Below are 25,723 nucleotides of genomic sequence, written 5' to 3' on the forward strand. Positions count from 1 at the left end.
TTCTAAAAAGTTTTGAAAGATAGGCAGGTGATTTCAAACATGAATATGGAAGAATTTATTGAATTTTGCAAAGAAGGAAATCCTATCTCTGGAGAGGATAAAGAGCTCCATGGACTGTTAACACAATGTAGTTTCGAAGCTCAAAGAATCACGATGGATCTAAATACATCCTATCATTCAAAAGAAGAAATTGTAGAGATTTTTAGTGAATTGACAGGTTACAAAGTAGATTCATCTTTTATGTGTTTTCCACCATTCTATACAGACTTTGGCAAAAATATCACTATTGGAAAAAGAGTATTTTTTAATACAGGGTGTTCGTTCCAAGATAGAGGCGGAATTAGCGTTGGAAACGGTTCGATGATTGGTATGAATGTCACGATTTCTACACTTAATCATGGCTTATCCATGGAAACAAGAAACACAACATACCCCTTACCAGTCAAAATTGGCGAAAATGTATGGGTTGGATCGAGCTCATCAATACTACCTGGTGTAACGATTGGGGACAACTCTGTTGTTGCAGCAGGAGCAGTTGTCACTAAAGATGTCCCAGAAAATACTGTTGTAGCAGGCGTACCAGCAAAAGTTATAAAAAAACTAGTTTAAAGTTATTACATTAAAGCAAGTCACTGAATAAAAAGGAAGTATTGGAACTGTCCATCTACTTCCTTTTCTGATTATTTGATTATCTGTTATCATAAAGAATTATTTTAAATGGTCCAATGCTAGATTAAAAATTATTTACCATTCCCCATTTCTTAAGAACTTCTACTCCTAAATTCCAATTCAAATCCACAAACTATGCTGATACATTGTTATTGGCATAAAACAACAAAATGGCCATATATTTGACGAATCTTTGTTATTCCTTTTGTTAAAAACGTATATAGGAGGAGACAAACATGATGAAAAAAGTGTTATTACTGGCTCTTGCTCTAGTGATAGCGTTCTTTCTCGCTGCTTGCAGCATTAATGCTAATGATCGACCTAACACCGATGGAGAGGATTCTGAAAGTAATCATCCAGGCAATGACCATGGAGGAACAACGGACGACTTCAACAATAAGAATAGTCAAGATTCTACACTTGAGGATGATAGTTTAGATATTGAAGAAAATGTAAAAATAAAATTGACTTTTAACAATGAGGAAGCCATTGTAAACATGTATGATAATCCAACGAGCAAGGAGTTTTTGGAAAGACTCCCACTAACATTAACATTTGAAGACTATGGAGGATTCGAAAAAATGAGCATTTTAGAAGAAGGCTTAACGACAGAAAGTGCACCTTCTGGCAGTGATCCTTCAGTTGGAGATTTCGCTTATTATGCGCCTTGGAAAGACGTAACTATATTTTATGAAGATTGGGAATATTCAGACGGACTTATTAAATTAGGAAAATTTGAATCTGGAATAGGAAATATTGCAAGTAGTAGAGGTGATTTTACAGTTGCAATTGAAAAAATTGATTAAACTTTGTACTTGTTCACATCTATGACGTTGTAAATGCAGTTTTTATGAGAAACGAAATATAAGATACAGTTACCCATTTGATTTGTCAGCTTAACAAATAACTTTCATGTTATTGAATATGAAGGAGTTGATAGAAGTGAAAGAAGTTAAAATAACTGATAGGGGAATTTCCCCAATAGGTTTAGGTACTTGGAATATGGGAGATGGCAAGGAAAAGTATACACAAGAATTAAATGCTTTGAGAGCGGGTTTAGACGCGGGTATACAAGTCATTGATACAGCGGAAATGTACGGTGACGGGAATTCTGAAAGTTTAGTAGGTAACGCCATTGAACCTTTTGAACGAGAAAAGCTATTCATGATGTAATCGTTAGCTTATGGCCCTTGATATCAAGGGTTCAGCTTCCCCCTAATGTCAAAATGACATACTTGGCTTAAAACACTATAAATTTAAAGAGCCTCTCATTAGTTCACTGAACTTTTGGGAGGCTTTTTCTTCTATATTTTAAGTGATATGTGGATATATGTTCATTGTGTTATTAATATCACTATGGTCTAAACATTGTTGAATTTCTTTAATTCCAACTCCGGATTCTATGAGAAGAGAAGTATGAGTGTGTCGAAATAATAGATAAGGAATCAGAAACTCACTTAACTTAATAATAAGGATATTGATAAGGGGAGTATGGGTAAGGTGGATAATAATAAGGATACGGCGCTATAAATATAAATGGAGAAAACGGGAACCGCCGCCTGCGGAATCGTCGAAACCTTCTTCTGCCAAAACCACCATATTGCCTTGTTTGGCTATTAAGCTCCGTTTCGTCTACTTCTTCAGGAATTAACATTGTCATACTATCGTGATCCATGTCCGTTAGAATACCTTCTACTGTTGATCCATCTCTCATTTGTCCGTGAACATGAAAGTTCATGTATTTTCTGCAGAGTTGCATAATGGCTGCTTGAGACTGCGGGTTTGCTCTTTGTACTTCCTGATTATTCTGTAACTCATCGTACATATCGGTAATACCTCCTTTTCCTTCGTTAGGGTATGCACCTATTAATAATTTGGTTACAGTACAATTAATTTATGGAAGTATTAAAAGAATCTCCAACAAATCAAATCCTGGAGCTTCTTAAGGTCATTATTAAACTTATCCGGAAACTGATTTACAACTCCTTGTGGAGATAGCGTTTTTAGTGTGAAAGAGTAAATTTTTATTTATGTTTTGTTAATGAACCGCATTTTAAAGATCAGTTGTGGAATTAGTGAAATACTGCCAGGTTCTTTTAAATGAAATTAGCGCATATAATCTCTTCGGTGAAACCTTTCTGGGGGAATTATATGGTTAGTGGGAGTCGCGGGGACGGTTCTCCTGATTCTATATCAGTATAGAAAAAAGAAGGGATCTGGAGCATTTACTGTGTTTAACGAGGAAGGTTCGAGACTGGTGTAAAAGTTCATCCTTTTAAGATGAAAAGTGTTGAAAGAAAAACGAGCATCTAGAATCGCTTCTAATGTCGAGACATTTTGTAATTTATTTTTAAGATAGTGAATCCTTTTTTATTGCACCCAAACGTCCTGATGATTCTAAAAGGTAAACCGATCGAACTAGCCAATTTTAGGTTAGTCCGATCGGTTTATTTATTCTCTGTAAAGTGCGCATAATCGCTCGTGATTTAGATAATGGTAGGTAAGTAAGACAAGAAACGAGTAGAACCGTTGGGAGGATTTCTTCTCATGTTTTCATTGATAAATCTCAATATGCTTAATCTTATAGTTCCCATATTGATCAGTAACGATGAAATAGTCTTTAATACGCTCGTACACACTCCATTCCCCAGCAGCGTTCATGAAGTCAAAAACCTCGTAGGTGCTGACAATAGCTTATCTGCCTGCATGTCAATATTGGTAACTTCATTTGAAGTGAAATTGAAGACCATCCCTTGACCGGTTATTTCATCTATATATTCGGACATTTCATAATAGGCTTGACTGTCATAGAGAAGCATATCTTCAATATAACGGAAGTCTTCACTTTGCAATGCAAATTCATATTCTTGGCGGAAAGTGATGATAAAGTCAGACAGACTTGCTTCATCAAAAGGAATACCGTAAGCATTGAAACTGTCTTCGTACTCATATTCGTCATCGACGGCAAATTCATTATAAAAATCAAATGTGTTGGCTACCTCATTAGCATTCATCGGCGAATTGGACCAGCTATTTAAAAGCTTCGTCATTGTGTAGATGGGAATAGAGAACGCTATCGATTCATCTTTTGTTAATAATGCCGAGTTGATACCGATTACTTTTCCTGTTATTGCATCCAATAACGGCCCTCCGCTGCTTCCTGGTGAAACTTGTGCATCGATTTGATATACGTTTTCGTATTGAAATTCCGAAACGAATGAACGATCGAGACCAGTCAGATATCCGATGGATGCTGTGTTTTCCAATCCTTGAGGACTTCCAAGTGCAATAACTTCTGTACCAATTTCAGACTCTTTTATCTCCATTTCTAAAAGGAGGTGTGCCTGCTAAGTCATGAACTTGAATTAATGCTACATCGTATTGATTCGATATGCCGATCACCGTGCCGTTCAGTTCACGGTTATTCTGGTCTCGCACCACGACATCAATATAGCCTGCCACAACATGAGCATTGGTCACAATTGCGCCATTTTCTTGGAACAAAAATCCATACCCCTGGCTATCCGTTGTAAGGATTGTGTACACTTTCGTTTGGACATCCCGTATAATTTCTTTTTTTTCCTTTTCAGTGGACGGTTTAAGTGAAGGTGATGCTTTTTGATCAGTAGTATTCTTTTCCTTCTCAACGTTTGGCAAAGTGTTTGTGTTTATGTCTTTTTTAACTTTTGGTTGTTCTTCCAGTTTATTAGATTAGAGTTTCTTTCTACTTGAGTTTGTATCGTTTCTTCCACTGCAGTTTCTCTGGGATGTTCGTTATCGAGAACAATATAATAAATGAATCCTCCGCTTAAAAGAAAAAAAGTAAGGATGATGCCGGTCAACCACCATCTATTTCTCTTCTGTTTATGATTATAGGAGTGACCACATTGGATGCAAAACCGTGCATTTTCGATGTTTTTTGTCCCACACTTTGGACAAAACATACGAACCTCCTCCTTTTATATTCCTTTTTGATATATACCTCATCTAAAAGTGTGAAGGGCATCTAAATAGGAATAAAAAGGAAATAATTCTTTTTTTAGGAAACAGTGGAGGCGGTTTTGACTGATTCATCGCCCTATTTATCGAAAAGTAAAACGATTAAAAGAAGGCAACCCATTATGATGGTTGCCTTGTTTTATATTACACCGCTTCTTGCTTATCCTCCGTATTGTTACGCTCTTTAGAACGTTTCATTAGTGATGCCCCTACAAAAATAGCGGCTAACAAAACCCCAACGATGGCAAGAAACAGCATTTTAGAAGAGAGAAGTTCAATCAAGTTTCCGAGAATGATACCGACTAAACCGAAATCAGAATCTCCAAATGTTGTGCCTTCAAAACCTAATGAGCCGAGGACTGGTAGTAGCAGGGCTGGCAAGAAGCTAATAATAACGCCATTTGCCATAGAGCCAAACACGGCTCCTCTTCGTCCGCCGGTTGCATTTCCGAATACGCCAGCAGCTGCTCCAGTGAAGAAGTGAGGCACGAGACCAGGGACAATGACTTTTAGTCCTAGAAGCGGTAGAAGGAACATGCTTAGAAGTCCTGCGATAAAGCTAAAGAAGAAACCAATAATAACGGCATTGTTTGCGAATGGAAAAACAGCCGGAACATCAAGTGCTGGTATCGCATTTGGTATGATTTTATCTGCAATTCCTTTAAAGGCTGGAACAATTTCAGATAGTAGCATTCTCACACCAGCTAAAATGATGTAGACGCCAGCTGCGAACGTTAACGCTTGCATAAATGAGAATACAAGGAAGTTTGTTCCGCCGCTTAGCTCAGATTCGATGTAAGAAGGTCCTGTGAAAAGGGCCACAACGAAGAAAAGAATGGCCATTGTAAGTGAGACTGAGACAGATGTGTCACGAAGGAAGTTAAAGGATTTCGGCACTTTAATTTCCTCCGTAGATTTAGAGTTCTTTCCTACTGCTTTTCCAACAGCGGCAGCGATTAAATAACCGAAAGAGCCAAAGTGGCCGATCGCAAAATCATCGCTGCCTGTAATTTTTCTTGTGTATGGTTGCAATAGGGCAGGTAAGAGGACCATAAGGGATCCGAGAATAATCGAACCAGTGATGATCATTGTCGCTCCGCTAAATCCACCAGTTGAAAGAATAACGGCAATGAGACAAGCCATGAACATGGTGTGATGACCTGTTAAGAAAATGTACTTAAAAGGGGTGATGCGTGCTAGAAGGATGTTTGCTACCATTCCGAAGAGCATGATCATCGCTGTTTCTGCACCGAATGCATCCTGTGCTAACGCGACGATCGCTTCATTATTCGGGATGATTCCTTGAATTTCAAAAGCGTGATCAAACATGCTGCTGAAGTTATCAAGGGAGGCGACAAGCACACCGGCGCCTGCCCCCAGGATAACGAATCCCATGATTGTTTTTAATGTACCTGATATCACATTTGCTACGTCTTTCTTTTGAAGGAGAAGACCGATAAGGGCAAATAACCCTACAAGGATCGCCGGTGTTCCTAGAATATCTTTCATTATTAGATCGACCATGATTTTATGCCCCTTTCAAGTTTGCTTCAATCGCCGTCCTTAGTTCTTTTTTGTCCATCAAATTATTAAGTTTAATCACATTTCGTTTGCCGTCTTCTAGGTTTTCAACAATTTCAGTCGAGCCAAGAAGTAATCTGCTGTTTCAGACTTACTCGTCGTGAGATCGGTATGATCAACTTCAGCTTCAATACCAAGCTCATTTAGAATACTTTTTACGTTCATTTCTACGATAAAGCTGCTTCCTAGTCCATTTCCACATACAACAAGAATTTTTTTCATTTTCATTTCTCTCCCTTAATTTGAGTATTTTGTAACGAGTTTGATAATCTCTTCTTTTTCCTTAGCACCATAAATCTTTGCTAGATTTTCTTCTTCAGATAGAAGGTCTGAAAGTTGTGCAAGAGCTTTTAGATGTGTTTCATTATCAACAGCAGCGAGCACGATTAACAATTTCACCTGATGCTTTTCTTTAGGAGAAAATGGAACCTCTTGATCTAATCGAAGCAAGCTCATGCCAACGGTATTCACGCCTTCTTCAGGACGCGCATGGGGAATGGCGATTCCTGGAGCGATGACAACATAAGGCCCTAAATCTTCTACATTTTTGATCATGGCATCAATATAAGAAGTGGTGATCTGTTCGTTTGTGACTAGCGGCATTGCCGCTGTTTTGATAGCCTCTTTCCAATCTGTTGTGTGTGAGGCAAATTGAATTGTTTCTTCATGAAGTAAGTCATTTAACATCGGCCTGTCAAACCTTTCTGTTGATAAGGTGGTTGGTGATGGGATAAATAATTGATTCAATTCGTTCCTAAGTTCTTTCTCGTCAGTAATCGTGCCGTGTTTTTTAATTAATTCAATGATAATGTCAGGAGTAGGTACAACCTGATCGTTAGGTGTAGACTGCACTTCCTCCATCCAATGAAGGATTTTCTCTTTTCCTTGCTGTGTCAAAATGGGATTAACCGTTAAGACAGGTAACGTTTGATGGTGAAGCGAGGAAGTAGAGAAGACATAATCGACTTGATAGTGATTGTTTATGAATTGTCTTCTTGAAACCGTTCCGATCACTTCAACGTTCGTCAGAAGCTTCTCTAGCTGTCCTCTTAGAATGTTTGATGTACCAATTCCCATTTCGCATACAATAAGAGCTTTTCCAAACGTTATTTCTGGTAGCTTTTCTTTCTGCATCCAGGCTCCAAAATGCATCGCTAGATAGGCCAACTCATCATCTGGTAGTTTCTGAGACATCATCGATTCAATCGGCCAGACGGCTCGTTTAGTAATAGAGAAAACGTCTGGGTATTCCTGTTGAACGGATGCTGTTAATTCATTCGTGATTGGAACATGATACTTTAAGCGATAATAGGTTGGCTTAAGGTGAAGAAAGAGAGCGTCTTCGAGTTCTTCACGTTGCTCGAACAGGACACACGCATAAATTTGGAATTCGTTAACAATTTCACTAACAACTTTTCTAAGTTTCTCAATTTCAAGATTACCTACCGCACTGACTTCGGAATAATTCACTCTCGAACCTAGTAGGTGCATGGTTATAAAACAGATTTCCTCTATAGATGGTGAAAGATTAAATTGAGATTCTAGTTCTGCTGCAATGTTTTTAGCAGCCTCGAATTCTCTTGTTGATGAGACGGCTTGTTTTTCATCTGGATCAAGTTGAATGCGGTGCTCTCCCTTCAAACGTTGGAGTAGCACAATGAGTTGAATAGCGAGAACTTGGATCGTATCGTCTGTTAACTCGACCTTTAAAATCGGCTCAACATTCATAATGATTTGCTTCATCGGAATAAGGTTTGAGTATGTGTGTTCGTCCCCGTTCTTTAACAAAGGGTACAGAACATTGGTCATTTCTATCAGCTGCTCGTTGGTTAGGACTTCCGTAAGAAATCGACTCAATATTCTACGCTTATTCTCTTCTTTCCCTTCTACAACATAACCTGTGGACCGCTCATATTGTATGACTAGCTCTTCCTCTTGAAGTAAGTTTTTCACTAACTTTAAGTCTTTTGACACTGTTCCACGACTCACCTGAGTGAGATCCATGAAATTCTGCATAAAAACAGGCTGATCATTTGTTAAGAGTTCGATCCCAATCAAAGTGACTCGTTCCATTTGAGAATAGTGGTATTGCCATTCTTTAAGCTCTCTCATCAAGTTAGGAACAGTTTGTTTGGTTTCCTCTGAGAGGTAATATCCCATTCCTTGTCTTGTTTGAATAATGGGGAGTTTATTCTCATCTAGCCAATCATTAATCTTCTGCAAGTCATAATGGAATGTTCGCTTTGATATACCGAGCTGCTCGATCACATGCTCGACCGTAATTAATTCTTTTGTGTGCACGAGCTTCGTTAATAAGTAAGTGCTTCTTTCATCAAGTGGCATGGAGATCTCCAACTCCTTTAAAGTGCAAAATGATACGGATGAAACAAATCATGATTTGATAGTGCTAAGTATATAGCCCATAAACTAAATATGAAAGGGTTTGCAATGTGTAGTTTTTGTATATTGTTAATTTGCAAAAGTGAACGGAAGTGGAGGGGAGAGCTTTTCGTGATACTTATATGTAAACATTCCGTAACAAATAGAAGATAGACTAGTGTGCAGGACTGTCAGCTTGTAGTGGGTGAATGAGTGGTTCGAGTCCGCTATGCTCCATCGCTGAAAAACCCCCTTGATATCAGCGACACTTTTTCCGAACTTGAGTGCTTGTGACATGCCCTTCATGTCTAAATCTTCAATCACAACAACGTCAAACTCAGTTACTAATTCTTTTGATTTGTGATGGAGGAAATTCTTGCGTTGGTTTGATTTATTCTTATATGCTGATAAAAAGAAAATAATGGATGTCACCAGCTGTAGAAGTCTTTGTTGAAATTGTTTTAAATTCGATGAAGAGAAGTTTCTTATTCAAAAAAATACTTTTTTATCTAGATACCGAGACTTAAAAAGAAGGGGCACTGGTTGGAGAATTTAAGGCAAGTGTTTGAGAATTTAAGTATTCCCATAACGCTATGGATTCTTTGTATGAAAATGTGTGTTTTGTAACACAACAAGTTGTTAAGGCATTTGGAAATAATTAAGAAGAATAAAAGTAAAAAATTAACCCTGGGAGAAGTCAAAGAGGTGAATTGACATAAAACCTAAAGGTGTTGTATACTAACAACATAACACCTTTAGGTTTTATTTTTTTATAGGAGGTTTTAATTTGGAGACATTACAAGATATTAAGCAAACGGTAATATTTGAAGCATCTATCCAAAAAGTATGGGAGACGGTATCGACTTCAGAGGGGATTGCCTTATGGTTTATGCCAAATGATTTTGAACCTGAAGTAGGACACGAATTTCATATACAGTCCCCATTCGGTCCATCTCCTTGCAGAGTATTAGAAGTTGATAAACCAAACAAAGTTTCTTTTTTATGGGATACAGATGGTTGGGAAGTTACGTTTCTTTTAAAAGAGATAGGTGAAAAAACGGAGTTTACACTTATCCATAGTGGTTGGGCATCTCCTGATACTGTTCTTCCAAAAGCGAATGAGAAAAGTTCAGTGATTCGTGACAGAATGGACAACGGTTGGGTTGGGATTGTAAATGAAAGACTTCGAAAGGTTGTTGAAAGATAAATGACAGCAGCAAAGCATGATGTATTTCAAGCGATTGCTGATCCAACTAGAAGAGAGGTCCTTCGACTACTTGCTAATAAGGATTTACCTATTTCAGACATCACGTCTCATTTCCCCATTAGCCGTACAGCTGTTGCAAAACATCTTCATATCCTCTCAGAAGCAAAATTAGTTAGTGGAAAGAAAGTTGGCAGAGAAAAAATATACCGTTTGCAACCAGAACCATTGGTAGAGTTAAAGCAATGGCTTTCTTATTACGAACAATTTTGGAACAATAAATTATCAATCCTTAAACATGTGGTTGAAAATGATGATGATAATTAGTTTAAATAACTAAAAGTGGCCATGATTATTATGTAGAACAATTCAAAATCAGATATTCTGTTTTTTAGTGGATTAGATATAGATTCTTAATAATCATGTTGATTCCAAATTCTATCTAAATTTAGTGGAACATATATTTCGTCGCCATGTATTTGCCGGTGTATGAGGGTAAGAGGAAACTAAAAAAGTGAGATATTTCAATGGAATCAAACAAGGAACTTCCCTGTGTAGAGAAGTTCCCTTTGTAAATGCAAATATCAACTTAAGAGCGTTAGTCACGTGTGCGAGAAGAGTGATGTCTCTCTGATGATCTTGTGCGCGTTTCATTCGTTCTATTGGTAAAGTTAGTATTTGGACTTTCAGTGTGTGCTTTATCTTTTAGTGGAGTTGTTTTTCCATCTTGATTGTTTGTAGTAGTGCTGTAGTGTGAAGTGTGATCATGATCATGATTTTGATAATGATCAGGGTACATGGATTTGTTTTCGGTTTTATTCGATAGGAAGATGCGATAGACCTTATCTTGTACTTTGTCTGAAGCTTCTACTATTACGATTATTTTTCCATCTTTCAAATGATTTTCATACTGTTTAGCATCTCTTTCGGGCATTCCAGCACCTACAAGTGCGCCGACGATTCCGCCACCACCAGCGCCTACTCCTGCACCAGTAAGGGCAGCGGCGATTGGACCTGCTGCAGCAAGTTGTCCGATACCGGGGATAGCGAGAAGGCCTAAACCTGCAATTAAACCGCCAATCCCACCTAATGCTCCTCCAGATAAAGCTCCTAACCCAGCTCCTTTTCCAGCATTTTTTCCACGCCCACCTTTATTGGATGTGACGGATGTTTCCATTTCTTCTTCTAAGACATTTACTTTACTTTTATCTTTAGCAAATACTGATATGTCATTGGAACCATATCCATGACGTTGCAATTCCGTTATGGCTTGCTCTGCACTTCCTACATTAGAAAAAACGCCACCTATAATTTTGTTATTCATGACTTCATCCTCCTTTGATTGTCTTCCAATAGTATTCACTACCCGAAGAATCAGTTGGGTAATCTTTCTATTTGAAAGAGCTCACAATCTATAGAGAGTCTGAGTGTAATTCACATAGATTATTTCTGTTCTAAAACAGTAGCTATCCATAGTAAGTCACATAGAATCGCGAGAACCGTCCCCACGATTCTATATAATGACCACTATTTAGCTTTGATTTTTAATAAAAAGGGGGAGTGGAATTTGGAAAATAACGTTTTTGAACAGATGGCAAATAGATATGATACAGAAGAAAGAATTGAATTAGCTAAAGTTGTAGTTAAGGAAATAAAACCAGAATTACGAAGTAGTAAATCAAAATCTTTAATTGACTACGGGAGTGGTACTGGTCTAATTAGCTTAGAATTATCAAGTTTAGTGGATTCTATTTTGTTGGTAGATTCATCAAAACAAATGTTAGAGGTTGCGAAAGCTAAAATTATTCACAAAAAAATTACCAACTCAAAAGTACTTTATTCAGATTTCACTCAAGAAACTCCTGAACTTAAGGCAGACATAGTTTTAATGTCACTAGTCCTTCTACATATTCCGGATACTAAAAAAATTTTACAAGAATTGTTCAACATTTTAAATAATGGAGGCAAGCTAATTATTATTGATTTTGACAAAAACGATAAAATAGATCATCCGAAAGTTCATAACGGTTTTTCGCATGAAGAACTGAAAAAAAGATTATCCGAAGTAGGATTTAAATCAATTGAAATTAAGACATTCTATCATGGAAATCGTATTTTTATGAATCAAGATGCCTCAATGTTTATATCCAGTAGTACAAAGTGATTTTTTGTTTTTTTCTTAATTCACGCACCTCGAAAAAAGAACCATAAGGTTGTTTAGCGTCATTTACTAGGTTTCTACTGGAATTAACTTTCCTGCGACAATATTTCCGAGAACAAAAGAAGCTGGCCTCCACAATAACGAGAGACCAACTTCTTTATTTCTTACGTCTATGCCTTTATTTTACCCATTCATCAATCAAATCTGGATTCTCTTCAACCCATTTCGCAGCCCCATCAAGAGGCTCTTCGCTACTTTCTACGTAGTCAATTAGCTCACCGATTTGTTGATCATCCATCTTCCAATTTTTAAACCACTTGCTTACTTCTGGATAATCTTCTTCAAATCCTTGTCTTGTAGCATGGTGAATTTTCTCTACACCACCGAATGTATTTTGTGGATCTTCCAGAAATTTTAAGTCATATTTGGAGATTGCCCAGTGTGGGCTCCAAAGTGGCGCTACGATTGGTTCTTCATCTTTTACTGCTTTGTTAATTTCAGCTAACATTGCGGACTCAGAGCTTGGTAGTAGTTCATAATCGAGATCATAGTCCTTAATTAATTGTTCCGTAACGTCCATCGTACCTGCGCCAGGATCAAAACCAACAATTTCGCTATCGAACATTTCTTTATTTTCATTTAAGTCTTTCACGCTATTAATGTCTTCTAAATAGGTTGGAACAACAAGTCCTACTTTTGCATTGTCAAACCAAGTAGCATCTGAGAAATTAACCGTATCTTGATATTTCTCCAAATAATTAGCATCTTGGACGGGTAACCATACTTCTAAACTAGCATCTAGATCGCCACTTTCTAACGCCGTCATCGTAGAACCCATATTTAAATAGTTTAACTTCACGTTATACCCTTTATCTTCTAAAATGACTTTCCACATATTTGTTACGGCAATATTTTCAGCCCAGTTAATTTGACCAATCGTTAATGTTTTATCCTTTCCCTCTGATTCTGAACCTGCTTGGTCACTGCTTGATTCCCCACTAATGCTTCCGCATGCTGTCAGTACAACAACCATTAGGATCGATAAAATAAAACTAAGTTCTTTTTTCCACTTGTTCATGTTGATTAACTCCCCTTTTTTATCTTGTATATTAATTCCAACACACCTTAAAAATTAAATGTATTAAGAATTTATTTAACAAAAGTGCAAAACAAAGCCATCTCTTTTTTATGTATGAGTGGTTCATTGATATAACTAGGTAGTCTATAGCTGCTTTTCAATAGACTACCTGATAACTTCTTATCAATTTAATCTTGTTGATCTTTCGGTAAGAATTCGAATATCTTACCGCTTCTTATACTTTCAACTAAGTCTTCCAACCAGTGATAGTATTTTTTAGATTCTTCTAATTGATCATAGTATGTCTTTGCTTTTGCAACAATTTCTGGTGTGCTGGTGGAATCTTTTATGACATCTATGAAATCTTCTTGTGCTTCCTCAATTGCTTCCAAATTCATTTTCGCTTCGCGTTCCCACATCTGACAATAAAACGCCATAAAGGAACGAAAGAAATTTTTCTCAGCTACATAAGTATGTTTCCTGGAACCGCGTGTAAATGTTTTTTTTACCATTTTTATTTCTTGAAGCTTGCGGACGCTAGTACTCATACTTGGTTTACTCATTTCGAGTTCCGTACGCATTTCATCAAGTGTCATCTGATCTTTAAAGTACATCGTTGCGTATAAATTTGCAGCAGCTGGTGTTACTCCATATAAATCCATCGTCTCTGCAATGGCGCCAATGACTTTATCTTTGGCTTCTTCTATTTTAATAGTGGGTCTTTCAGTAGATTCACTCATAAGGTCGCTCCTTCGATATAAAGTAAAGCGTGTTAAGTATTTATCAAATTTTCTTTATGAACTTAATGTTAACGTGTTCAGAATAAATGTCAATGCAAGATTGTATTTTCACGAATTGAAAATGTTCACTACCTCACTAGTTATAACCATTCTAGTTATTTTAATTCTTTCTTTACTTTATGTCTGAATTTATTTTGACAGCCTTAAAAAGACGTGTTACCGTTAAAAGTGTTAAATAAATTTTTAATAAACTTAATTTACTTCAGAATTGGAGTTGATCGATTTGAATCTAAAACTACAACAATACATAAATGGTAAATGGATGGGCGCAAACTCGGGGAATACGCGTACTATTATTAATCCATTTAACCAGGAAGTTATTGCTACTGTTCCAGAAGGTGATGAATCAGATGCAAAAGCAGCAATCGCTGCAGCAAGAGAAGCATTTGATAACGGAGAATGGGCTTATACCCCAGCAACTGAGCGAGGGGCTGTTGTAAGGAAAATTGCTGAATTGATTGAAAGAGACAAAGAAGAACTTGCTCATTTGGAATCATTGGATACTGGTAAAACAGTAGAAGAAAGCCGTGGAGACATGGAGGATATCGCTGGAGTTTTTCGTTATTATGGAGAACTCGCAGATAAAGATGGCGGGGAGCTAATAGATTCTCCAGTGTCAAACTCTATTAGTAAAGTGGTTCACGAACCAGTTGGTGTTTGTGGGCAAATTACTCCTTGGAATTACCCTTTACTTCAAGCGTCCTGGAAACTGGCTCCGGCGCTTGCGACTGGAAATACTTTAATCATGAAGCCAAGTGAAATTACACCGCTTACTACTATAAAAGTATTTGAACTAATGGAAGAGGCGGGAGTGCCTGCTGGTGTCGCTAACCTTGTTCTTGGTGCAGGTGATACTATTGGCGCAGAGCTGTCTAGTAACACGGATGTAGACCTTATTTCTTTCACAGGCGGCATTGCGACCGGGAAGAAAATAATGCAAGCGGCAAGCGTGAATGTGAAGAATCTCGCACTTGAGCTTGGCGGGAAAAACCCGAATATCGTCTTTGCTGATGCTGATTTTGAGATAGCTGTCGATCAAGCGTTAAACGGAGTATTCTTCCACGCAGGACAAATCTGTTCCGCTGGTACAAGACTGATTGTAGAAGAAAGCATTCACGATGAGTTCGTTAACGCGCTTGTGGAGCGAGTGAAAAAATTCAAGCTGGGAAGCGGGTTTGACGAAGATACCCAAATGGGTCCGCTTATTTCAGCTGAACACCTTGCGAAAGTAGAAAAGTATGTAGAAGCAGGGATTAAAGAAGGTGCTACATTAGCAGTTGGCGGCAAACGCCCAGAAGATCCGGAATTACAAAAAGGATTTTTCTACTTGCCTACTATTTTCACAGACTGCACAACAGACATGAGCATTGTTCAAGAAGAAGCTTTCGGTCCAATTATCACGGTTGAGAAATTCCGTGCAGAAAAAGAAGCAGTAAAGCTTGCTAATGACTCGATCTACGGACTTGCTGGCGGCGTTTGGACAAACGATATTGCAAAAGCAGAACGCTGTGCAGCGAAAATGCGCATGGGTACTGTTTGGATCAATGATTTCAACCTTTATTTCCCACACGCCCCGTGGGGTGGATTTAAGCAATCTGGTATTGGACGCGAACTAGGCAGAGCAGGCATGGAAGAATATACAGAAACAAAGCATATATTCCAAAACCTTAAACCTGAATCGATTAACTGGTTCTAAATGAATAATCTATTATTCATTTTTTATAGAGTCATAATGAGGAGGGGGCAAAATCCCCCGCAAGCTCATGCCTGAACTATTGAATTGGTTTAAGTAAATGTTATAAAAAAACACAAACTGTCAACTAGAATAGATAAATGAAGAAGGGTTTTATAGCAATGCTTTTCCTATTGTCTAAACCCCTTCCTTCTTAGGAGGAATAGAAGATGAGTGAAACATACGACATTGTGATCGTCGGCGGCGGTAGTGCGGGTTCTGTACTCGGCGATCGTCTAAGTGAAGATGGAACAAAAAGTGTTCTTGTTTTAGAGGCAGGACGCAAAGATTATTCATGGGACCTATTGATCCAAATGCCGGCAGCTTTGCCGTTTCCCGCAGGCAAAAGCCTCTACGATTGGAAATACGAATCTGACCCTGAGCCATATATGAATGGACGACGTATCAAGCATGCTCGAGGAAAGCTGCTCGGAGGCTCGAGTTCAATCAACGGTATGATTTATCAACGCGGAAATCCGCTTGACTATGAACGCTGGGGAGCCGACAATGGTATGGAAACGTGGGATTTTGCGCACTGTCTTCCGTATTTCAAACGCTTGGAAAATGCTTTAGCATCACCAGATGATGATCTTCGCGGTCATGACGGTCCTATCAAATTGGAACGCGGGCCAGCCAAAAATCCTTTATTCCAAGCCTTCTTTAATGCAGGTGTAGAGGCTGGTTACTCACGAACTCCTGATGTGAACGGTTTTCGCCAGGAGGGATTCGGCCCGTTTGATAAGCATGTGTACAAAGGGCAGCGGTTGTCAGCGTCACGTGCCTATCTACATCCAGCAATGAAACGTGAGAACCTAACGGTAAAGACTCGTGCTTTCGTTTCTAGTATCGACTTCGAAGGTACGCGAGCCAAAGGATTGACATATCAACAAAATGGGAAGACTCATCAAGTTCAAGCAGGTGAAGTCATCCTCTCAGGCGGTGCAATCAACACGCCGCAGATACTTCAACTGTCAGGTGTGGGAGATGCTAAACACCTTCGCTCACTTGGCATTGAACCGGTCGTTGACCTGCCAGGTGTAGGAGAAAACCTCCAGGATCATCTCGAAGTCTACATCCAACACGCTTGTCCGCAGCCTGTTTCCGAACAGCCTAACTTAAGTAAGGCGCGCATGCCTTGGATTGGTTTGCAGTGGATGCTCGGACGAACTGGACCGGCAGCGACCAATCATTTCGAAGGCGGAGGTTTCGTCCGTTCGAACGAGGAGGTCGCCTACCCGAATTTGATGTTCCACTTCCTTCCGGTAGCGGTACGGTACGATGGACAAAAAGCGGAAACTGATCACGGATTCCAAGTTCATGTTGGGCCTATGTACTCTGATGCCCGGGGATCATTAAAGATTCGTTCGAAAAATCCGAAAGAGCATCCGAGCATGGTCTATAACTATCTTTCTACTGAACAGGACAAGCGCGAGTGGGTTGAAGCGATAAGAGTTTCTCGTGAAATTATGTCTCAACCAGCTATGAAACCTTACAATTCAGGGGAGATCTCACCTGGCCCTTCCGTTAGTACAGACGAAGAAATTTTGGAATGGGTAAGAAATGACGCTGAAACTGCCCTTCATCCGTCTTGCACGGCAAAGATGGGGCCAGCTTCAGACCCTATGTCTGTCGTAGATCCGAAAACCATGAAGGTCCACGGGCTCGACAATGTACGAGTGGTCGATGCGTCTGCCATGCCTTACGTTACAAACGGCAATATCCATGCACCTGTATTGATGTTAGCGGAAAAGGCAGCGGATCTCATCCTTGGACGTAAACCGCTGGAGCCTATTGATGCCGACTTCTATCGTCATGGAGTACATCCGGCCGATAAAGGCACAGTATCCAAATAACGCTTTCCGTGAGAAGGCCTCTTTCAAAATGTATTTGCTCGTGAAGCATACATTTATGATAGAGTGCCTTCTCTTTTTTTTAGAAAATCGTTTTAAGATATTGGGTTGACTTGTCCCACTTTATTTCTCCCCTATTAGTAACCAACTAACTAAGAAGTCGTGCCATCGATGGAAACCCTTTTGCGAAAGAGAGAGGGTTTTCAAACTTGTATCTAGACACAACAACTATGTAGTAAACTAACACAAAGAAAAACGCTTGGAAAATCTCCAAGCGTTTCCCCCCTTTTACCTCACTCCTCATGATAAGGATAACTAACCAAATTAGTAAAGATCCGATACCCACCAGGCACCTGATTTTGAATCTGGCGGTACCAAACTAAGTTCGTATAGATGTACGTTCCTTCTCCATAGTTTGCCTTCAAAATACCACCTTCGAATGCATCTTCACCTGGATCAGCGAAGCTTACGTATGTTTCAAATTCATCAGACCAGTTCATTGGGAAGTAAAGTCCTCTTTCTTGTACCCAGCCATCCCAGTCAGATTGCTTAATTTTGTTCGGATAATTAAAGATCGTAGCCTCTGGTTTTAACACGTTGATTGGAGCGTCTTCATCGGTGACGCGCCACTTGATGGAAGGCTGTCCGATTTCGAGTTCATATGGTGCGGTTGTGTTTGGATCCCAGTTATCCCATGGCTTGTTGTATTGCACAACAAGGTGACCGCCATTGTTGACGTATTCCAATAAACGCTCATTATGCTGCAGCAAATCTTCTCTTGAGAGATACGCTCTGATCCCAGTTACGATCGTATCGTATTGAGAGAGATCTTCTTGAGCTAAGTCTTGTTCGGTTAATTGGGTAATATCCATTCCGACGTTTGATAATTGGTCTGCAACCTTATCAAATCCGCTATCGACATAACCAATTTTAAGATCCTCAGGGTATTCCAGTGGAAAAGCGACACCGTTAACAGCAGCATCAGATACATAATAGTTTGTTCCAATATGATCATATTGGATGATTTGAACATTTTTGCTGATTGTTTCGTTTCCGATCTGAGCTTGTGGTACGATCTGAAATTCGCCTTCTTCCACATTCTGTGGAGGAGTCAGTGTAAACGAGATGGTTTTCAACTGTTCATCTGATGTAAAAGAGACTGACTGCGATTCTGGCTTAGATGCCCAGCCTTCTGGTAATTGAAGTGCTACGTCTGTTTCTAGAGCACCTTCCGCAAACTTTTCGACGTTCACATCCATCGTTACTTTCTCTTCAATGTCTTTTGTGTTAATCACTAAGTTTTCAGGGGCTGGTTTGACTGACACCTCTGGAAGTAGTGCAACTCGTTCTTCTGGTGTGAACGTTTTTGTAACGGTTTGGCCTTTTGTTTTAAAACTTATATTTGCTTTAATCGCGTTTGGTGTGTAGGCGTCATAATAGTTTCTTGAAGCAGCTGTCACGTTGTAATCAAACGTTTGTTGATCACCTGGTGCTAAAGATGAAGAAAAGTGTAGTCCTTTTACGGACCATTCTTCAGGAATGGAAAGCGTAGCTGACAGATCCTCGATTTCAGTAGTTCCATTATTTGAAATAGAAACGCTTACATTTGTTGTGTCATCTGGAGTTAATTGCGCATCGGATACGTCAACATCTATCTCCAGTTGTGCAGCTGTAAACATTGTGTTTGAAAGCTGTTCTTCTTTTACCTGAAGCTTATGCTTTAGTGTATTTCGTAAATCATCAGAAAGCTTATTGTCCTTATCCATTTGTTTTGTGAGTTTTTGAAGCTGTTTGTAAGCTTTTTCAGCATGAGACAGCACTTCCTGGTGATTAGGATAAGCGCTTTTCACCTTTTCAAGATCCTTTTGAAGATGGATGAGTTTCTGTTTATACTTATTGCTGCCTTTTGAAAGGGTGTCAGCGTAATCCGCGAAATCGTAGGGAATGTTTTCATAGATGCTATCTTCATGTGCAGGAATATCGCCAACCGTTGATTTGACTAGTTGAAGATCGACGGTTTCTGGGCCGTCTCCTACATCTCTTCCCATTCCTTGAGATTCATGTAAGTAACGGGCTTTTTCGCCAAGTTGTGGGTAAGTCATTTCATAATGTTCGTCATAGATTCCGATTTGGATTGAAGTCGTGGTTTGTTCTTCTGTTTCAGCAGGGAGGTAGAGTTTCTTCACTTGCCATGTGGTTAAGCCATCTTCGAGTTGTTCAGGGAAAACAGAAGAGTCGGCTGCGTCTTCAAATGCTTTTTGGGTAAGTAACGTCATGGCGCGGTGGTGACCATGCTGAGTGTCGACGTTACGGAATGAGGGCATGATGATGTCTGGTTTAAATGTCCGGATGTAGTGAATGAGTCGTTCGTAGGTTTCTGTTTCTCCCCACTTATTCAGTGTTTCTTCAGGGGTTTTGGAGAAGCCAAAGTCTTTGATGCTGTCTTCAAAGTCTTCGTTTAAGAAAAAGGTTTCGATTCCAAGTACTTTGGAGGAAGCTTGCAATTCATTTGTTCGAATGATACCTAGTCCATCGCCAAGCTCGCTGCCGATTTCATTTTGACCTCCCTGACCACGAGTAGCAAGAAGAAAGGACGTATCTACGCCTTGTCCTCTAGATAAATAAGCAAGGAAATGACTTCGTTCATCATCAGGGTGGGCCCCCGTATTCATAAAACTTGCTGTCGTTGTTAATGGTACAACAGTTTCCCATAATGCTAAATTTGAATCCTGTGTAGATGAATCTTCTGCAAAACTAAGGGTGGAGCTTGTACCAAAGGCAGATAGGATCAAAACCAACGACAATAAAATCTTCCCCAGGTTCTTCAAATAAATCCTCCTTCATCTCCTAAATAGAATTAGTTAGTAAACGTTTATAACTAACTTAAAACCATTATAAGCAGATCCACCCAATAAATGGAACCTACTTTTGTACTGTTTGAATAGCCCTATAGTCACAATTTAACAAAATAAATAAAATTTTCTAAATTTATACTAAAACATCGAAATTCCAAGCATTTTTGAGTATATAAGCCCTCAATTAAGGAGAAAGGAGATAAACAGTATTTTACATTTTTTCGATCACCCTTTATAAATGAAAGTAATTGTTAGTAAGTTATCTTAACTAACTGAATACCTTGCTGCCATATTTTATCATTTATAAAGGAGTACACATTTATGCAAAAGGGCGATGCCGCATATATCAAAAATATAAATAAGCAAATTGTCTTGAAATGTATTCGAGATTTTGAACCGATTTCTCGCTCGCAAATCTCGAAAAGGATTCAAATTAGTAAACCATCTGTTTCACTTATAGTAGAACAATTGTTACTAGAAGGTTGGGTAGAGGAGAAAGGGCCAGGGGAGTCGACGATTAGTGGTGGTCGAAAGCCTGTTCATCTAGTTTTTAATCCGAAAGCAGCTTATGTGATCGGAGTAGATATCGGTGGAACAAAAGTAGCTTCAGGAGTTACTTGTTTAAACGGGGAGGTTCACGCCTATCGGGAATTTGCAACAAGCGATTATCTTCATAAAGACTTATTTAAGCGTTTACAAAAAGACGTGTCGAGTATGCTTAATGATCTACAGTTAAGTAATAGGGAGATCCTTGGTATGGGGATTGGTGTTCCTGGTGTAACGAATGTGGAACATGGCATTGTATTAGATGCCCCCAGTTTAAGGTGGAAGCGGTACCCAGTACGGAAAATAGCTAGTGAATACTTTCCTTTTCCGATCTATGTAGAAAATGATGTGAATACGAGCGTTCTAGGTGAGCAGTGGCTTGGTGCTGGCAAGTCGCTTCAAAATATTATTTTTATCGCTGTAGGAACCGGAATTGGAAGCGGGATGATTATCAATGGGAAGCTGTTTCGAGGCAGTAATTACAGTGCGGGCGAAATGGGGTATTTGGTAACAGATTATCACAGTGCAAAAAGCTATCATCCGACTTATGAAGGCTATGGATTTCTTGAAAGTGTAGCAAGTGGTTCATCGATCGGGAATAAGTTCTCTGCAATAAGGAACGAATCGTTAACAGCAAAAGAAGCCTTTATCAGTTGGAAAAAAGGGGATGAGGATGCTAGTAAAATTATTGAGAAAGCCGTGGAACATTTAGGGTTTGGGATCGCAAATTATGTGTCTTTATTCGATCCAGATCTCGTCATTATAGGAGGTGGTGTAAGCGAGTCGTTTGAGGACTATAAGCATTCGTTAATTGAAATTGTAGAGCATTTCACACCTCAGAGCTGCAAGATTGTGCCGTCAACGTTTGGAAAGGAAGCAGGAATAGTCGGGGCAGCAGCGCTATTCCTTGAGGAACATGATTCTATTATTCGATTATAAGAAGGGGGAAATGGACTTATGAAAGGCAATTCTCGGTGGATGATGTTGTTGGCAGCCATGCTAGTGTTTGGCATGATCCTAACTGGCTGTATGGCAGGTAATGAAGAAGCAAGTGGCGATGGAAATTCTGAGTCTGATAGTGAAGGGGATTTAGAAGATAAGGTTGTCGTGTATTCTCCGCACGGAAAAGATATTTTAAGTGAATTCGAGAAACAATTTGAAGCTGAATATGATGTGGATATGGAGTTTTTAGATCTTGGTTCTCAAGAGATACTGGACAGAGTACGCTCTGAAAAAAACAACACCCAGGCGGATATTTGGTGGGGAGCTCCTCAAGTAATGTTTGATGAAGCAAAAACCGATGAGCTTTTGCAGAAATACGAGCCAAGCTATGCTGATTCTTTAGCTGATATGTACCATGATGAAGAATGGTACTGGACTGGTACTTCTCAAACCCCGGAAGTTATTTTGTATAACAACAAAGAGATTTCAGAAGAAGAGGCTCCTAAGGACTGGGATGATCTTACGGACCCAAAATGGAAAGATGAATTAATCATCCGTTACCCTCTAGCTTCAGGTACGATGCGCACGATTTATTCTGCCATGATCTACCGTGATTTTAAAGAGTCTGAAAGCCCTGATGCTGGATATGAATGGTTGCAGAAGTTAGACGAGAATACGAAGGAATACGCAGCGAATCCAGAGATTATGTACAACCAGGTAGCGAAAGGTGTAGGCAATCTATCAGTTTGGAATATGCCGGATACCGTTATGCTAGCGGAAGAGAAAGGTTATCCGTTTAGCTATGTGATTCCTGAGAGTGGTACGCCAGTCTTAACGGAAGGAATCGCGATCGTTGAAGGTGCTCCACACCCTGAAGCAGCAAAAGCATTTTACGAGTTTGTTAATTCAGAAGAAGCAGCTAAGTTGTTAGCCGAGAAATATTACAGAATTCCAACGCGTGATGATATTAGTGATCTTCCGAAGTGGATTGAAGAGACAGAGATCAATGCGATGGAAATCGATTGGGAAGTTTTTCAGGAAAAGTCTGATGAGTGGATGGAATACTGGGACAACAACATTAAAAACAGTGAAAAGCAAAAAGAGGAATAGATCTCCAGGAAAGAGGAGTTGTTGGTTATGACTGCAGTAACCTTATCTAATATTACAAAACAATTTGGTGATGTAACCGCTGTTAAAGAATTGGATATCACCATTAAAGAAGGGGAGTTTTTTACTTTTCTTGGCCCAAGTGGATGCGGAAAAACAACAACCCTTAGGATGATCGCAGGGTTTTATTACCCTTCAGCTGGGAAAGTGAAGTTCGATGATCGAGATATGACGACAGTTTCACCTGAAAAAAGAAATACGGGCATGGTTTTCCAAAACTATGCCCTTTTCCCTCATATGACTGTTTTTGAAAATGTGGCCTTTGGGTTGAAAGTAAGAAAAGTGAATAAAGCTGAGGTGAAAAGAAGAGTAGAAGATGTTTTAGAAAAAGTGCACTTAAAGCCTTTTATCGATCGCCAGGTTAGTCAATTAAGTGGCGGACAGCAACAGCGAGTTGCTTTAGCGAGGGCGCTCGTGATTGAGCCGGATATTTTATTACTTGATGAGCCACTAAGTAATCTAGATGCCAGGTTACGAGATGAAATGAGAAATGAAATTCTTCGTCTGCAGCGTGAGTATGGAATCACCACAATCTACGTGACACATGATCAGGTAGAAGCGCTCACGATGAGTGATCGTATCGCTGTTTTTAATGTAGGGAACTGCCAACAGATTGGGACGCCAACGGAAATCTACAATCAACCAGTAAATGATTTTGTTGCTGAATTTATTGGAGAAACAAACTTGTTTGAAGTGAAGAGAAGTGGTGAAGACGAAGGCCTTTTTTGTGAGGCTTTAAATCTAATCGTTCATTCTAGTACCCCTCGAGAAGAAGAATTCACGAAAAAAGGAAGGTTGAAAATGTCAGTTCGTCCTGAGGCAATCTCCATTTCAAAGACGAAAATTGAGGGAGATAATATTTTATTTGGCAAAGTGGATCTGGTTCAATTCACAGGTGAAGCTGTTCATAGTTTCATAAAAGTAAATGACGGTCGTGCCACATTAAAGGTGACCGATTTGAATCGCGGTCCGAGCACATATTTACAAGAGGGATCTGATATTTATGTTCAACTTCCACCTGACCAGATTCGAATCGTCCCAGTGGCAAAGGAGTGATGTAGGATGTTAAATGCAGAGAAGAGAAAAACAATCCTTTTACTTATTCCGATTATCCTGGTACTCGTTGGATACGTTATCTATCCAACAATTGAAACGTTTATTGAAAGCTTTAGGAAAAACGGGTTATTTACTTTGCAAAATTATGTTGATTTCTTTGGACCTAAAGCACAGGCTAATTTAGAAGCTCTATGGAATTCGGTTTACATATCATTATTATCTGTCTTACTAAGTGCATGTATTGGCGTACCATTAGCTTTTATTTTTACGAGATATAATTTTCCGGGGCGCTCGTTCTTCTCAGGTATTGCGATCATGCCGATTGTGTTACCTTCACTTGTCGGTGTCATGGCATTTATGTGGTTGTACGGAGAAGCTGGGCTCATACCGATAGCCCTTCAAGATTTACTGAATTTAGAGGAAGTTCCATTTAGTATAGGTGGCGTTACAGGAATCCTTCTTGTTCACGCCTATACGATGTATCCCTATTTTTATATGACGGTTTCATCAGCTCTCAATAATGTTGATCCGTCGTTGGAAGAGTCAGCAGCCAATCTAGGATCAGGAAGATTAGGAGTATTCTGGAGAGTCACATTTCCCTTATTAACACCCGCTTTAGTTGCAGCATCCCTACTCGTCTTTATGGTCTCTATGGCATCCTTTAGTGCTCCATTTCTACTTGCTGGAGGCTACCGGGTTCTGAGTTTACAAATTTATTTTTCCAAAATAAATGGTGATTTAGAAATGGCAGCAACTCAATCTGTTATTCTCTCAGCCGTTTCTATTACCTTCCTTTTATTTATGCGCTGGTTTCAGAATCGAAAAGACTATCGAATGGGATCAAAAGGGATAGGTGCTCACCGCAGTGAGGTCAATAATCCATTACTAAAATGGGTTATGGTTACTCTTGGAATTGTAGCAATGATCGTTCTTTTATTGCCACACGCCGTTTTAGCAATTCTATCTTTTGTTCCAGAAGGGGCGTGGACATGGCAGAAGTATCCTTCTTCTTTTAATCTTGAAAATTATCGCTTGTTGTTTGAGGATCCGAATATTTGGGATCCTGTTCGTAATAGTTTAATAATGGCTTTCTTTGCGTGCTTAGGTTGTTTTGTTTTTGGGATTATTACTTCCTATGCACTTGTAAAAAGAAAATTCTTCGGTAAAAATTTACTCGATATTCTTGTTATGCTTCCCTGGGCATTACCAGCTACGGTCGTTGGTATGAATCTCATATTAGCGTTTAACAGTAAGTCTATTTTCTCCTTTGGTCAGGTACTTGTCGGGACGTTCTGGATCTTACCACTTGCCTACTTTATTCGTTTTATACCACTCGTAGTCCGATCTACAAACGCTGTACTAGAACAAATGGATGATTCGATTGAAGAAGCAGCACAGAATCTGGGGGCGAGGTGGTTGTACACATTCAGAAGAGTTGTCTTGCCGATTATTATGCCAGGGGTTCTAAGCGGAACTCTGCTTGCTTTTGTTCAGGCTGTAGGGGAATTCCCAACTTCAGTCCTTTTGTATACGCTAGACAATCGACCGATCTCGATTGAGATAATGAACCAGCTAAGGATGTTTAATCTTGGTCAGGCGGCAGCTTACGGAATGATTCAGGTTGGTCTTATCGCGATCGTGATGATTATTTCTTATAAATTCTTTGGAGTTAAATCAGAAAATACGCTTTAGTAAAGAGGTGAA

Annotated in this window: 22 protein-coding genes and 3 pseudogenes; 12 read left to right on the forward strand and 13 right to left on the reverse strand. The window is 39.3% G+C overall.

Annotated elements, in window-relative coordinates; translation table 11 throughout:
* Positions 1-39 precede the first annotated feature (39 nt).
* The 3 genes from ABFG93_RS16370 (at position 40) to ABFG93_RS16380 (ending at position 1,842) form a co-directional block, all read left to right on the forward strand.
* On the forward strand, positions 40-609 hold the full coding sequence (locus ABFG93_RS16370; protein WP_347549082.1) for a sugar O-acetyltransferase: 570 nt from the start codon (positions 40-42) through the stop codon (positions 607-609).
* A gap of 296 nt (positions 610-905) precedes the next feature.
* Positions 906-1,475, forward strand: a complete 570-nt coding sequence (locus ABFG93_RS16375) for a cyclophilin-like fold protein (RefSeq protein ID WP_347549083.1) — start codon at positions 906-908, stop codon at positions 1,473-1,475.
* A gap of 136 nt (positions 1,476-1,611) precedes the next feature.
* Entirely contained in the window at positions 1,612-1,842 is a 231-nt protein-coding gene (locus tag ABFG93_RS16380; protein WP_347549084.1) for an aldo/keto reductase, read from the forward strand.
* Positions 1,843-1,980: 138 nt separating this feature from the next.
* On the opposite strand, the pseudogene ABFG93_RS16385 reads toward ABFG93_RS16380, so the two are convergent.
* From ABFG93_RS16385 to ABFG93_RS16420, 9 genes and pseudogenes are all read right to left on the reverse strand, one after another.
* Positions 1,981-2,100, reverse strand: a pseudogene (locus ABFG93_RS16385) (tyrosine-type recombinase/integrase); the annotation flags it as partial.
* A 31-nt stretch (positions 2,101-2,131) separates the two neighbouring features.
* Complete coding sequence (locus tag ABFG93_RS16390; RefSeq protein ID WP_347549085.1) at positions 2,132-2,494, reverse strand: hypothetical protein; 363 nt, start codon at positions 2,492-2,494, stop codon at positions 2,132-2,134.
* An 832-nt stretch (positions 2,495-3,326) separates the two neighbouring features.
* The gene (locus ABFG93_RS16395; protein ID WP_347549086.1) at positions 3,327-3,995 is read right to left on the reverse strand and encodes a S1C family serine protease; all 669 of its coding nucleotides are present in this window, start codon (positions 3,993-3,995) and stop codon (positions 3,327-3,329) included.
* Complete coding sequence (locus ABFG93_RS16400) at positions 3,976-4,326, reverse strand: serine protease (RefSeq protein ID WP_347549087.1); 351 nt, start codon at positions 4,324-4,326, stop codon at positions 3,976-3,978. The genes ABFG93_RS16395 and ABFG93_RS16400 overlap by 20 nt, the downstream gene beginning before the upstream one ends.
* An 11-nt stretch (positions 4,327-4,337) precedes the next feature.
* Positions 4,338-4,613, reverse strand: a complete 276-nt coding sequence (locus ABFG93_RS23150) for a zinc-ribbon domain-containing protein (RefSeq protein ID WP_431522011.1) — start codon at positions 4,611-4,613, stop codon at positions 4,338-4,340.
* A gap of 199 nt (positions 4,614-4,812) precedes the next feature.
* Complete coding sequence (locus ABFG93_RS16405) at positions 4,813-6,192, reverse strand: PTS ascorbate transporter subunit IIC (protein ID WP_347549088.1); 1,380 nt, start codon at positions 6,190-6,192, stop codon at positions 4,813-4,815.
* Positions 6,193-6,196: 4 nt separating this feature from the next.
* A pseudogene (locus ABFG93_RS16410) lies at positions 6,197-6,471 on the reverse strand (PTS sugar transporter subunit IIB).
* 15 nt (positions 6,472-6,486) lie between these two features.
* Entirely contained in the window at positions 6,487-8,592 is a 2,106-nt protein-coding gene (locus ABFG93_RS16415; RefSeq protein WP_347549089.1) for a BglG family transcription antiterminator, read from the reverse strand.
* Positions 8,593-8,820: 228 nt separating this feature from the next.
* Positions 8,821-9,030, reverse strand: a pseudogene (locus ABFG93_RS16420) (hypothetical protein); the annotation flags it as partial.
* A 385-nt stretch (positions 9,031-9,415) separates the two neighbouring features.
* Between ABFG93_RS16420 and ABFG93_RS16425 the strand changes: the two are divergent.
* Positions 9,416-9,835, forward strand: coding sequence for an SRPBCC family protein (locus ABFG93_RS16425; RefSeq protein ID WP_347549090.1), 420 nt, complete (start codon positions 9,416-9,418; stop codon positions 9,833-9,835).
* Positions 9,836-10,159 (forward strand): ArsR/SmtB family transcription factor, encoded by a 324-nt coding sequence (locus ABFG93_RS16430; protein ID WP_347549091.1) that lies wholly within the window; start codon positions 9,836-9,838, stop codon positions 10,157-10,159.
* Positions 10,160-10,430: 271 nt separating this feature from the next.
* Here the strand turns inward: ABFG93_RS16430 and ABFG93_RS16435 are convergent, their stop codons facing one another.
* Positions 10,431-11,156, reverse strand: coding sequence for a low temperature-induced protein (locus ABFG93_RS16435; RefSeq protein ID WP_347549092.1), 726 nt, complete (start codon positions 11,154-11,156; stop codon positions 10,431-10,433).
* A gap of 243 nt (positions 11,157-11,399) precedes the next feature.
* Between ABFG93_RS16435 and ABFG93_RS16440 the strand changes: the two genes are divergently transcribed.
* Positions 11,400-11,996, forward strand: a complete 597-nt coding sequence (locus ABFG93_RS16440) for a class I SAM-dependent DNA methyltransferase (RefSeq protein WP_347549093.1) — start codon at positions 11,400-11,402, stop codon at positions 11,994-11,996.
* A gap of 175 nt (positions 11,997-12,171) precedes the next feature.
* Here ABFG93_RS16440 and ABFG93_RS16445 read toward each other — a convergent pair whose 3' ends face one another.
* On the reverse strand, positions 12,172-13,071 hold the full coding sequence (locus ABFG93_RS16445) for a glycine betaine ABC transporter substrate-binding protein (RefSeq protein WP_347549094.1): 900 nt from the start codon (positions 13,069-13,071) through the stop codon (positions 12,172-12,174).
* Positions 13,072-13,259: 188 nt separating this feature from the next.
* Positions 13,260-13,811: a choline uptake/conversion transcriptional regulator CudC gene (gene cudC / locus ABFG93_RS16450; protein ID WP_347549095.1), complete on the reverse strand. Its 552-nt coding sequence runs from the start codon at positions 13,809-13,811 to the stop codon at positions 13,260-13,262.
* 283 nt (positions 13,812-14,094) lie between these two features.
* Here cudC and betB point away from each other — a divergent pair, with 283 nt between their 5' ends.
* Together betB and betA are read left to right on the forward strand one after the other, a co-directional pair.
* Positions 14,095-15,567, forward strand: a complete 1,473-nt coding sequence (betB, locus tag ABFG93_RS16455) for a betaine-aldehyde dehydrogenase (RefSeq protein ID WP_347549096.1) — start codon at positions 14,095-14,097, stop codon at positions 15,565-15,567.
* A gap of 206 nt (positions 15,568-15,773) precedes the next feature.
* Positions 15,774-17,456: a choline dehydrogenase gene (gene betA / locus ABFG93_RS16460; RefSeq protein WP_347549097.1), complete on the forward strand. Its 1,683-nt coding sequence runs from the start codon at positions 15,774-15,776 to the stop codon at positions 17,454-17,456.
* 290 nt (positions 17,457-17,746) lie between these two features.
* Here betA and ABFG93_RS16465 read toward each other — a convergent pair whose 3' ends face one another.
* Positions 17,747-20,281, reverse strand: a complete 2,535-nt coding sequence (locus tag ABFG93_RS16465; protein ID WP_347549098.1) for a PIG-L family deacetylase — start codon at positions 20,279-20,281, stop codon at positions 17,747-17,749.
* A 348-nt stretch (positions 20,282-20,629) separates the two neighbouring features.
* Here ABFG93_RS16465 and ABFG93_RS16470 point away from each other — a divergent pair, with 348 nt between their 5' ends.
* From ABFG93_RS16470 to ABFG93_RS16485, 4 genes are read left to right on the forward strand one after another with little or no spacing between them, the layout of a single operon-like run.
* Complete coding sequence (locus ABFG93_RS16470) at positions 20,630-21,793, forward strand: ROK family transcriptional regulator (protein WP_347549099.1); 1,164 nt, start codon at positions 20,630-20,632, stop codon at positions 21,791-21,793.
* 18 nt (positions 21,794-21,811) lie between these two features.
* On the forward strand, positions 21,812-22,906 hold the full coding sequence (locus tag ABFG93_RS16475) for an extracellular solute-binding protein (protein ID WP_347549100.1): 1,095 nt from the start codon (positions 21,812-21,814) through the stop codon (positions 22,904-22,906).
* A gap of 27 nt (positions 22,907-22,933) precedes the next feature.
* Positions 22,934-24,019 carry an ABC transporter ATP-binding protein gene (locus tag ABFG93_RS16480; protein ID WP_347549101.1) on the forward strand — a complete coding sequence of 362 codons (1,086 nt, stop codon included), beginning with the start codon at positions 22,934-22,936 and terminating at the stop codon, positions 24,017-24,019.
* Positions 24,020-24,025: 6 nt separating this feature from the next.
* Positions 24,026-25,711, forward strand: a complete 1,686-nt coding sequence (locus tag ABFG93_RS16485) for an ABC transporter permease (protein WP_347549102.1) — start codon at positions 24,026-24,028, stop codon at positions 25,709-25,711.
* Positions 25,712-25,723 lie beyond the last annotated feature (12 nt).

It is taken from the genome of Pseudalkalibacillus hwajinpoensis (assembly GCF_039851965.1).
GTDB lineage: Bacteria > Bacillota > Bacilli > Bacillales > Guptibacillaceae > Guptibacillus > Guptibacillus hwajinpoensis_E.